Raw genomic sequence first — 9,078 nt, 5'->3', positions numbered from 1 at the left:
AACCCTTGATTCCAAGCGTGTCTGGCTACTCCTGCGTGTTGCGCCAGTAGTAGTCGTTGTTGCTTGTTAACTTTGAGTTGGGTTTTGAATCCTAGTAGCATACAGTGATTTTACTGTAATTCTGTCATCAACAGCAGATGAGTGGAAATTTTGGGAAATGTGAGTATTTGTTAGTATTAGTTAAGAAAACAGTAACTAGCTACTAACCCCCAGTAATTGTACCTTATTAAACCAATGATCTATCAGTTAAAATCTCATAACCATCTTCTTTCACTAACACAGTATGTTCAAACTGAGCAGATAAAGCATTATCAACAGTTACAGCAGTCCATCTATCAGCCAAAATTCTGGTATTTTTTGAACCTGCATTTAAAATTGGTTCAATGGCTAAAGTCATACCAGCACGTAATTTCACATTGGGAATCTCACGAGTTCTATAGTTGAAAACCGCAGGTTCTTCGTGTAAATTTCTACCCACTCCATGACCTGTAAATTGTTCCACCACACTAAATTTATTCATTTTTACATGGTCTTCAATCGCACCAGCAATATCCGCAAGGTGAGCGCCGGCTTTAACTTGTTCAATTCCTTTATATAAAGCTTCTTCCGCTATTTTTATTAATCTAGCTGCTTCTGGGGTGACATTTCCAACGGCAATTGTTATACAAGAATCACCATGAAATCCCTGATAATAAGCACCTGTGTCAACTTTTAATACATCACCGGAGCGAATAACCTTTTTCGGACTAGGAATACCATGTACAACTTCATTATTAATACTAGAACAAATCGAAGCCGGAAAACCGTGATATCCTTTAAAGCTAGGAGTTGCACCCATTTCGCGGATACGTTTTTCTGCATGAGCATCTAAGTCAGCAGTTGTCATTCCTGGTTCTACTAACTCAGAAATTTCTTTGAGAACAGTGGCTACAATCTTAGCCGATTGTCGCATGATTTCGATTTCGCGGGGGGATTTAATTTCTATACCCCTGCGTTGTCTGGGTGCTGTGGGTTTGGTTTGAACTGTTTCAGAAATTAGGTTGCTGAGAATGTTCATCATGTAATTTAGTAATTTCCGTGACTTTACGGCTTAGATTTCAGGTTGTTGAGACTTATTGCAAAAAATATCTATCTTTACGTTAGCTTATTTTGCGTTATTTAGAAAATTGGTAACGGGAATTGGTAATTGGTAATTTTCCATCCCATGTTTTATAAGTTTTTTTAATCTGAATTTTGCCAAATTTGTTCAACTTACTATTTTTCGCAATAAATCACCTCTATTCTCAATATTATTGAGAACATTATCAATAATTTTACGAGTTTAGGTTTTTTCAGCGATTGATATTTACTTACTAACTTTTTCTGGTACTATATATGTATAATCTAGGGGATTAATATATCATTTTATAATTATTACAAGATAGTTATTCCTCATCAAAACCTATCATATCAGGTTCTATCGTTTTTGTCAACAGTTTAATCTCTCTATTTGGCGGGTTTTTCTGGTAAAAATTCACAACTATAAATCCTGTACATTCTTAAATCCTGATTTTGAGAAAGATAGATAAAGATATAGGACTAATATTTGATTTTTGAACAGAACTCCATACATGGTTCGGCTTCGCTCACCATAAATACTGACAGCCTTCTTTCCTGTTCCCTGTTCCCTGTTCCCTGTTCCCTGCCTCTACAAAAAATTCATGAATCAAATCAGATCACTATAGATTAGGATTTAATGACTATTTCTCCTTTCATACCTGCTTCTAAATGTCCGGGGATGGTACAACGTAAATTATATTTTCCGGTTTTGAGAGGAACAAACACCCATTCTGCTTCTGCACCGGGTTTGAGTTCTAATTCGTGAATGTTACCTTTAATTTCCACATTTCCCGCTTCTACCTTTTGGGTCCAAATAGCATCAGCGAAATCTTTACTTGTAAAATAATGCTTGACGGGGCTAGGGTTAGTTAAAACTAGCTTGTACCGTTTTCCTGATTGAAATTCTAAAAAATTAGGTTCAAATTTCAACTCACCCGCAGCATTTCCCAGGCTGACAGTAATTTCGGACGGTGGTTGTTTGAGTATATCAACAGAGGAATTGTTTAAGTTTTCTGCGATCGCTAAATTTGTATTTGTGAAACTCAGACAAATTAGAAGTGTCAATAAACAAAAGACTGAATATAGACGTTTAGTAATTTGCTTTACAAAATAGGTATACATAATCAAAGTTCCTAGTGAGCGATAAGTCGCTCAAAATCTAAATTAGCATGAGGACTAAAGTCCTGACTACATACGTTTTGTTACTTAATAGAATTATCTGCTATTATTGCAGGTCCAGCAGTAACTACTACCAATTTATCAGGATCGAGTTGCTGACGCGCAAATTGATTAACTTCGTTTTTGGTGACTTTTTGGATTTTTTCTGCAAAACCCTGTAATTCTATCCCATCCAGTCCAAAAACCTCGTTCATTAAAATTTTAGCGGTTAACTGCTCTGATTTAGACAGAGAAATATTATAGTTACTAATCAAAGTGCGTTTTGCGGTTTCAACTTCCTGTACAGTAACACCTTGCTGATGTATTTGTTGTAAGATTTTGCGGGTAGTTGCGATCGCCTTATTTGCATCTTCAGGACTGGTTTGCATTTCAATTAAAAATGTGCCAATATTCTTTCCCCCTTGGAAATTACTATAAATTCCATAAGTCAAACCTAAGCGATCGCGCACTTCTGCACTAAGTCTACCAGATACGCTGCTTCCTGCCAAAATTTCATTCAAAACCAAAGCTGAATAAAATTTCGGATCTTGACGTTTGACACCCAGATCCCCCATATAGGTGATAGTTTGCGACTTTCCGGGTAACACCGAATTAATCTGTAAACCACGTTCTGTTTTTACCACCTGGGGATATTCTACCATCGGTGGTTTTCCCTGAACTCGCCAATTACCAAATTGAGTTTCTAAGAGCGATCGCACTTTTTCAATTTCAAAATCACCCACCAATACTAAAATCATCGTATCTGGGCGATAATGTTTTTGTCGAAATGCCATCACATCTTTCCGGGAAATTTTCTGTATACTTTCTAAAGTTGGGAAAATGTGTAATGGATGATTTTGCGGATATAATGCTTGCATAAATTTCCGGTTTGCTACTTCATCAGCATCATCCAGTTCTAACTTTAAGCCATTTACAGCTTGTTGACGACTAATTTCTAACTCTTTTTTAGGAAAAGTGCTATTTTTAACGACATCAGCTAAAGTCTCCAGCAAAACTGGTAAGTCTTCCTGTAAACTTTTACCCTGAATCTGCACACCTTCCCGCAATGTGGTAAAGTCTAAACTCGCTCCCCTACGATCTAAAATATCTGCAATAGTTAATGTATCTTTGGTTTTCGTCCCATTTAACAAATTATCCGCCACTAAAGACGCTAAACCGGCTTGATCAGTTTTGTCAAATTCCTTTCCTGCTTTAATATATCCACCTAACGTCACTGTCGGACTACTCTTGTCTGGTAATAACAACACCCGCAACCCATTGACAAACGTTAAGCGTTGTGGTACGTGTGGAATTGAATGATTAAAATCATCAATCTTTTCATCTGTAGCTGGTAAATACTTCGTCACCTCAGATGCAGTTATTTTCACACCAGTAGTTAAATTTTCTGCTGTGGAAAATTCAGAAGTTTGATAATTTTCATCTTGGGCATTTTGCACAGGTACAAAAAAACCAACCGCTGCTGCTTCTGGTTTTAGATACTTATTAATTACATCTATCACATCCGCTGGTTTGACTTTGCGGACATTTTCTATATATCGTTCTGTATATCTATAATCATTAGCAATAAGCAGATCATTAGCAAACTGCATCCCTTGACTGGTGATATCACGTCTGTTTAAAATTACATTTGCTATGAGTTGACTCTTAGCGCGTTCAACTTCCTCTAATGTTACACCAGTTTTGACAAGTTTCGTTATTGCGTTCTTGGTAGTTGCATCAATTTTTTGTAAATTTTGATTAGGTGCAACAGTAACAGATAAATGATACCAGCCAATTGCTCGCAAACTGACAACATGAGCAGAAATATCAGTTGCTAAACCAGATTTTACCAAAGCCTGATACAAATAAGAATTTTTTCCCCCCGTCAAAATATAATCCATTACTCCCAAAACTGGAGTATCGGGATCATTTAAATGGGGAAGTGGATAAATTATCTGTAAAAACTTTCCCGCACCAGGTTCTTGTAAAACTATAGGAGAAGTTGGTACTTGGGGAGTTGGGGGTTTAGGGAGTTGGGGAAGTCGTTGACTTTTGGGAATTTTTCCAAATATTTCCTTAACTGTTTCCAAAACCCTTGCAGTTGGGAAATCGCCCACAATCACCAAGATAGCATTATTTGGATGATAGTATTTATCATAATAATCCCTCACCTGCTCAACTGTCAACCTTTCCACATCAGACACAGTACCCGCAGGAGGTAAACCATAACCATGATCAGGAAATACAGACTGCATCACAGCACGCTTGAGGCGGTATTTAGGACTATTTTCATCACCTTGTAACTCAGAAATAACAACCCGCTTTTCACTTTCTAGGTGTTGGTTATCAATGAGTAAATTTTCCATTCTGTCTGCTTCCAGTTCCAGCAGTGCTTTCAGCTTATCGCGTTCCGCAGTATGGTAATATGCTGTTTGCTCAAAACTGGTAAAAGCATTAGAGTCACTACCCAAAGCACTAAATAACTGTCCAAACTGCACCGGACGGTTTTTTGTGCCTTTAAACATTATGTGTTCTAACTGGTGAGCAATACCATTGATGCCAGGAGCTTCTTTAGCCGAACCTATATTGTACCACATTTGCACCGTAACAACTGGTGCATTATGAACTTCTTTAGTGAGAACAGTTAAACCATTATCCAGAACAGTCTTTTGAACATTGTTTGTCACTGTCAGATTATTTTTGTTTGCGTCTACGGATATTTGCTGATAATGTTCCCAGTTGAGTTTAATAAAATTGAGATTTCCAGAAAACAAGTATCTCAGCAAAAAGGCTGATATCAAGGAGAAAAGGAATAATAGTAGCGGTACACGATAGCGATGGAAGCTAGAAATTACAAGCATATATTTTTTGAATATAAGTAAATAAGACTACATCTTTTTACCTATACAGTTCGAGTTTAAACTTTCTGGAAAATTTTGGGAAGGAGTTCAGGAGTCAGGAAAAAGATAAATATTACCTGTTCCCTATTGCCTTCTTACTGTCACCAGTCACCAGTCACCAGTCACCAGTCACCAGTCCCCAGTCACCAGTCACCAGTCACCAGTCACCAGTCCCCAGTCCCCAGTCACCTGTCACCTATTTCCCCAAAAACCGAATAAACTCCAAAGGTAAACCGTCAGTGTCAGCAATGAAAGTGACTTCTAAAATGCGATCGCCTATTTGCTGCTGAGTTGGTTCTAAAAGAACTTGGAGAGGTGACAACTCAGATAGAGCAGAGATTTTCGCTTTTAAGTCTAACAACCAAATATATAAATCTGGTACGGTTTGGGTTAAATCAAAAGAAAGATGATAATAACCCACATAATGCTCATCTGCAAAAGCATCAGGGGCGGGTTTCGGCTGTGGGATCTGGATCAGTTCAATGCGGCTATCTAATCCTTCCATCCAGCAAGCTAAAGTATAACCGGTAGTAAAGCGATCGGCAACCGTAAATCCTAACTGTTCATAAAATGCGATCGCCCGGTGAATATTCGCAGTTCTAATAGAAGCATGGTGCATGGAATTTTAGATTTTAGATTTTAGATTTTAGATTTTAGATTTTATATAAATATAAGTAAATATGCTGGTAAAAGCTTAGTAGCAAAGCAAAGGGCAAAAGGCAAAAGGCAAGAGATAATAAGAAGATAAATATGCTTACCAATTACCAATTACCAATTACCAATTACCACTAATATCTACTCAAACAACCGGAAATAAGGATAGCGCACAGGTACACCAGGTTCTTTATCCAAATCAAAATTAATCACATCCCAAGATGGATCTTCAGCGGGATCAGGTCCAAACTCCACTGGTAAACCATATAAACGAGCAGTACCAGCTTCCGGTTGTCCAGAACGCCAAGGACTGCTGCGTTCTAAATAACCACTCATTAACTCTTGATAGCGACGGGCAATAATTACCCTTGTAGCCCGATAACCTTGAGTATATAGCTTATCTAAAGCCTCGTGAATTTCAAAGCGAATGCCATCAGGATGAGTATGTTGTCGATACCATTCATTATTCCACCTCCGCCAATGACGACCCGACTGGAGATGTACCAACTCTTCCGTTTTCGGGTTCGCTTCAAAAGCGCCATGACGCGTACATAAATAAGTATCAGTCAACGTCAGCGCCGGAATAGTCTGGCGACAGTGTGGACACTGTATTTCAGGTCCAAATATTGGGTACTGTAAGCCTGGATTCATCATGAAGTGTGTACAAGCATAGTTTTATTTTTACCAGCACCAATAGGTTGGATTTAACACTTCGGCTCTACTACTTTGAGTGAGTTGCCGCAAAAGCAAATCTCAGCAGTTTTTTCCTTAGCGTACAGACCAAACGACTGTGGTATCCTGGTTGTGCAACCAGCCTCAAAGGTTGGAGTTTTTCCAGTGTTCCTGGGTACCATATCAATATTCTATCGTGTCTACTGTTTCCTATTGGACATCTCCCGATTTTTCTCAAGCTGCCTTTATCGCAACCAACGCCGTTGTTGTCGGATCAGTCAGGATCGCAGCAGGGGCAAGCATCTGGTATGGTGCAGTAGTGAGGGGGGATGTAGAACGTATTGAAATCGGCGAATGCACAAACATACAGGATGGAGCCATTTTACATGGTGATCCTGGTCTGCCCACCATCTTAGAAGATCATGTTACTATAGGACATCGTGCCGTGGTACATTCTGCCCATATTGAACGGGGGAGTTTAATTGGCATCGGCGCGATAATTTTAAATGGAGTCCGCGTTGGCCATAGTAGCATCATTGGCGCTGGTGCAGTTGTTACCAAAGACATACCCCCATTTTCCCTAGTAGTTGGCATCCCCGCTAAAGTCGTCCGTCAACTCACAGAAACGGAAGCTGCCGAACTCATAGAACACACCCAAAAGTACCACAAATTAGCCCTCGTTCACGCCGGTAAGGGGGATGATATTGGTTTTAGGTAATATTATTCCCAATCACCAATCACCAATCACCAGTCACCAGTCCCCAGTCACCAGTCCCCAGTCCCCAGTCCCCAGTCACCAGTCCCCAGTCCCCAGTCACCAGTCCCCAGTCCCCAGTCCCCAGTCCCCAGTCACCAACTTCAACATTCTTGACAATGCCCCTTGGAAAAATACCCGACTTCAGATAAAAATAAAAATTGATATCTGTTGACAAAACTTTAATTTCTAGATAACAGAGGTTTCTAAATATGGACATTGATACCCGTGTAGTCATCGTTTTAGCACCATTAGCCATTGCAGCAGGTTGGGCTGCTTTTAATATCGGTGCTGCTGCAATCAGACAAGTGCAAAACTTTTTAAATAAAGAAGCATAATTTAGGTAATGGGTAATGGGTAATAGGTAATGGGTGATAGTTCTCCAATTACCAATTACCAATTACCAATCACCAATTACCAATTCTGTGAACATCAACTCCCTACTGCAACCCTTTCAACACTTTGGCGTTAACCTGGGACTACCCCGCATTGTCAAATTATTGGCAAATCTTGACAATCCCCATCAAAAAGTACCAGTGATTCATGTTGCTGGAACTAATGGTAAAGGTTCTGTTTGCGCTTATCTATCATCTGTTCTCACTGAAGCCGGTTATCGCACAGGAAGATATACTTCACCTCATTTAATAGATTGGCATGAGCGCATTTGTATTAATGAACAACCCATCACTTCAGAAAATCTGTTTCAATTAATACAGCAAGTTCAAGAAGCAATAGATAAAAATGGAGAATCACCGACCCAATTTGAAGTAATTACCGCAGCCGCTTGGTTATATTTTGCACAGCAAAAAGTCGATATAGCCGTGGTAGAAGTGGGATTAGGTGGTCGTTTAGATGCGACTAATGTTTGCGAAAAGCCTTTAGTAACAGTAATAACTTCTATTAGTAGAGAACATTGGCAACAATTAGGACCCACAATATCTGATATTGCCAGAGAGAAAGCGGGTATAATTAAAGCTGGATGTCCTGTAATTATGGGACCTTTACCAGAAGATGCCGAAAAAGTAGTAATATCCCGCAGTTTAGAATTACAAAGTCCGATTTTTACCCCGCAACCAGCAGTAGAAATTAATAGTGGATGGGCAGAATATCAGACAATTGAAAATTCAGGATCAATTAAATATAAATTACCATTAAAAGGGCAAATTCAATTAACAAATTCTGCCTTAGCATTAGCCGCTTTAGAAATATTACAACAACAAGGATGGGAGATTTCTGAACAAGCAATTATTAATGGGATAGAAAAAACCAAATGGCCAGGAAGAATGCAATGGTTTACCTGGAAGAGTCAACAGAATAATCACGATTATCAATTATTAATAGATGGCGCACATAACCCAGCATCAGCAGCAGTTTTGAGAAATTATGTAGATAGTCTTACCCCACCCCGCAAGCAGGGAGGGGAGTATAATTCTATAACTTGGGTAATGGGAATGTTAGCGACAAAAGATCATGGTGATATTTTTCAAGAGTTGTTAAAAACAGGAGATAAATTATATTTAGTACCTGTGCCTGATAGTAATTATGCAAATTTAGAAGATTTAAAAAAATTAGCTTTAGAAATTTGTCCAGATTTAGGTTTTTGCAGCATCTATGAAGATGTATTTTTGGCTTTAGATGCTGCTTTCACCTCTTCAGAAAACCTGGTTATTTTATGTGGTTCTCTTTATCTCATCGGCTATTTTCTAGGTAATTCATAATTAGGGTTTGCTGAAAAAGTCCCTTCGTTGAGGCAGGGAATAGGGAATAGGGAATAGGGAATAGTTTTAGCTATCTGTTATCCCCAGATTTTCTAATTTATCAGACCCAAAATGCACAGTTTTT

11 protein-coding genes are annotated in these 9,078 nt (G+C 38.8%); 5 read left to right on the top strand and 6 right to left on the bottom strand.

Annotated elements, in window-relative coordinates; genetic code table 11:
* From FFR48_RS21945 to FFR48_RS21930, 4 genes are all read right to left on the bottom strand, one after another.
* Positions 1-101, bottom strand: a 101-nt coding sequence (locus tag FFR48_RS21945; protein ID WP_162501935.1) for a helix-turn-helix domain-containing protein, incomplete at its 3' end; no start/stop codon positions are given.
* A gap of 125 nt (positions 102-226) precedes the next feature.
* Positions 227-1,057, bottom strand: coding sequence for a type I methionyl aminopeptidase (gene map, locus FFR48_RS21940; protein ID WP_096572288.1), 831 nt, complete (start codon positions 1,055-1,057; stop codon positions 227-229).
* Positions 1,058-1,725: 668 nt separating this feature from the next.
* Positions 1,726-2,220, bottom strand: a complete 495-nt coding sequence (locus FFR48_RS21935; RefSeq protein WP_137668841.1) for a cupredoxin domain-containing protein — start codon at positions 2,218-2,220, stop codon at positions 1,726-1,728.
* Between the two features lie 80 nt (positions 2,221-2,300).
* On the bottom strand, positions 2,301-5,117 hold the full coding sequence (locus FFR48_RS21930) for a M16 family metallopeptidase (protein ID WP_137668840.1): 2,817 nt from the start codon (positions 5,115-5,117) through the stop codon (positions 2,301-2,303).
* A 75-nt stretch (positions 5,118-5,192) separates the two neighbouring features.
* Between FFR48_RS21930 and FFR48_RS21925 the strand changes: the two genes are divergently transcribed.
* On the top strand, positions 5,193-5,375 hold the full coding sequence (locus FFR48_RS21925) for a hypothetical protein (RefSeq protein ID WP_137668839.1): 183 nt from the start codon (positions 5,193-5,195) through the stop codon (positions 5,373-5,375).
* On the opposite strand, the gene FFR48_RS21920 is transcribed toward FFR48_RS21925, so the two are convergent.
* Both FFR48_RS21920 and FFR48_RS21915 read right to left on the bottom strand, forming a co-directional pair.
* The gene (locus FFR48_RS21920) at positions 5,353-5,775 is read right to left on the bottom strand and encodes a VOC family protein (protein WP_137668838.1); all 423 of its coding nucleotides are present in this window, start codon (positions 5,773-5,775) and stop codon (positions 5,353-5,355) included. The two genes, FFR48_RS21925 and FFR48_RS21920, sit on opposite strands and share 23 nt — an antisense overlap.
* A gap of 176 nt (positions 5,776-5,951) precedes the next feature.
* The gene (locus FFR48_RS21915; RefSeq protein WP_096572284.1) at positions 5,952-6,464 is read right to left on the bottom strand and encodes a TIGR02652 family protein; all 513 of its coding nucleotides are present in this window, start codon (positions 6,462-6,464) and stop codon (positions 5,952-5,954) included.
* Between the two features lie 214 nt (positions 6,465-6,678).
* Here FFR48_RS21915 and FFR48_RS21910 point away from each other — a divergent pair, with 214 nt between their 5' ends.
* The 4 genes from FFR48_RS21910 to FFR48_RS21895 all read left to right on the top strand — a co-directional run bounded on the left by FFR48_RS21910 (position 6,679) and on the right by FFR48_RS21895 (position 8,954).
* Positions 6,679-7,200: a gamma carbonic anhydrase family protein gene (locus FFR48_RS21910; RefSeq protein WP_096572283.1), complete on the top strand. Its 522-nt coding sequence runs from the start codon at positions 6,679-6,681 to the stop codon at positions 7,198-7,200.
* Positions 7,181-7,411: a hypothetical protein gene (locus tag FFR48_RS21905; protein WP_137668837.1), complete on the top strand. Its 231-nt coding sequence runs from the start codon at positions 7,181-7,183 to the stop codon at positions 7,409-7,411. Before FFR48_RS21910 ends, FFR48_RS21905 begins: the two co-directional genes overlap by 20 nt.
* A 37-nt stretch (positions 7,412-7,448) precedes the next feature.
* Positions 7,449-7,574 (top strand): photosystem II protein Y, encoded by a 126-nt coding sequence (locus FFR48_RS21900; protein ID WP_096572282.1) that lies wholly within the window; start codon positions 7,449-7,451, stop codon positions 7,572-7,574.
* An 87-nt stretch (positions 7,575-7,661) separates the two neighbouring features.
* Positions 7,662-8,954, top strand: a complete 1,293-nt coding sequence (locus tag FFR48_RS21895) for a bifunctional folylpolyglutamate synthase/dihydrofolate synthase (RefSeq protein WP_137668842.1) — start codon at positions 7,662-7,664, stop codon at positions 8,952-8,954.
* Positions 8,955-9,078 lie beyond the last annotated feature (124 nt).

Origin of the sequence: Sphaerospermopsis reniformis (assembly GCF_005402885.1) — a bacterium.
Taxonomy (GTDB): Bacteria; Cyanobacteriota; Cyanobacteriia; order Cyanobacteriales; family Nostocaceae; genus Sphaerospermopsis; species Sphaerospermopsis kisseleviana.
Note: the sequence above shows the minus strand (reverse complement) of the source record. Positions and strands in the feature narration are given on the sequence as shown.

Coding starts and splice junctions, on each gene's coding strand:
- FFR48_RS21900 (WP_096572282.1), top strand. CDS start 7,449: ATGGACATTGATACCCGTGTAGTCATCGTTTTAGCACCATTAGCCATT.
- FFR48_RS21905 (WP_137668837.1), top strand. CDS start 7,181: ATGATATTGGTTTTAGGTAATATTATTCCCAATCACCAATCACCAATC.
- map (WP_096572288.1), bottom strand. CDS start 1,057: ATGAACATTCTCAGCAACCTAATTTCTGAAACAGTTCAAACCAAACCC.
- FFR48_RS21930 (WP_137668840.1), bottom strand. CDS start 5,117: ATGCTTGTAATTTCTAGCTTCCATCGCTATCGTGTACCGCTACTATTA.
- FFR48_RS21935 (WP_137668841.1), bottom strand. CDS start 2,220: ATGTATACCTATTTTGTAAAGCAAATTACTAAACGTCTATATTCAGTC.
- FFR48_RS21915 (WP_096572284.1), bottom strand. CDS start 6,464: ATGATGAATCCAGGCTTACAGTACCCAATATTTGGACCTGAAATACAG.
- FFR48_RS21920 (WP_137668838.1), bottom strand. CDS start 5,775: ATGCACCATGCTTCTATTAGAACTGCGAATATTCACCGGGCGATCGCA.